The following is a 773-nucleotide window of genomic DNA, read 5'->3' as shown; positions in this document are numbered from 1 at the left end:
GGGCACGCGCGCGCCCGAGGATGCGTGGGACCACGGCTTTGCGGCCAACCACCATTGGCGCTGCGTGTCGGCGAGCGACACCCGCATCCGCCTGGCCATCGACTATCCCGCCGGCTCGCCGATCGAACACATCGAACGCGAGATCGCGGCCGACCCGCACGCGCCGGCCGTCGATATCACGTTGCGCGTATGGGCCCGCCGCGCAGGCGCCGCATGATGCCGGGCAGGGTGCCGGCGCGCGTCATGCCGGCCCAGGGTGCCACGTGCATGATCTCCAGTTCCCGTTCGTCGCCGATGCGCAGGCTCAGGGGGCCGAGCATCGCGCCCAGCGACTGCACGTCCGCGCTGCCGTGGTCCCAGGTAAGACGCCAGCTGCCGGTCATGCGGACGTTCCCGTGTGTGCGGCGTTGAAGTCGCCTGTGATCGCGTGTTTCATGGCAGCGGCGGCCAGCGCGAACCCGGCCACGTCCGCCGTCGCCATGCCGGACTGGAGTCCGTGCAGGACGCCGGCCGCGAAGGCGTCGCCCGTGCCGATACGGTCGACGGTGCCGGACAGCCGGTAGCTGCCGCCGGTCACGGACTTCGTGCGCGTGTGCAGCACGGCCGACAGCTCGTGCTCGTCCGTCCGGTGCGGCACGCGCCGGGTCCAGGCCAGCATGGCCAGGTCGGGAAATGCGGCGAACGCGCATTGCACCGCATCCCGCTCGCGCGCGGGATCCGCCAGTTCGGGGCGGTCGAGCACGTGGGCGATGTCGCGCGGAGCGGCGAACAGC

General features: G+C 72.2%; 1 protein-coding gene and 2 pseudogenes. 1 reads left to right on the top strand and 2 read right to left on the bottom strand.

The genetic code is table 11. The features are described 5' to 3' along the window. Positions 1-217 (top strand): annotated as a pseudogene (locus ACEN88_RS33200) (hypothetical protein); the annotation flags it as partial. Here the strand turns inward: ACEN88_RS33200 and ACEN88_RS33195 are convergent. Beyond that, entirely contained in the window at positions 177-383 is a 207-nt protein-coding gene (locus ACEN88_RS33195) for a hypothetical protein (protein ID WP_413346564.1), read from the bottom strand. The pseudogene ACEN88_RS33200 and the gene ACEN88_RS33195 overlap by 41 nt on opposite strands. Next, a pseudogene (locus ACEN88_RS33190) lies at positions 380-773 on the bottom strand (sugar kinase); the annotation flags it as partial. The gene ACEN88_RS33195 and the pseudogene ACEN88_RS33190, both read right to left, overlap by 4 nt.

Source organism: Massilia sp. CT11-108 (assembly GCF_047302915.1).
GTDB lineage: Bacteria > Pseudomonadota > Gammaproteobacteria > Burkholderiales > Burkholderiaceae_D > Telluria > Telluria orientalis.
The sequence above is the reverse complement of the archived record's forward strand: the minus strand, read 5'-3'. Positions and strand labels throughout refer to the sequence as shown.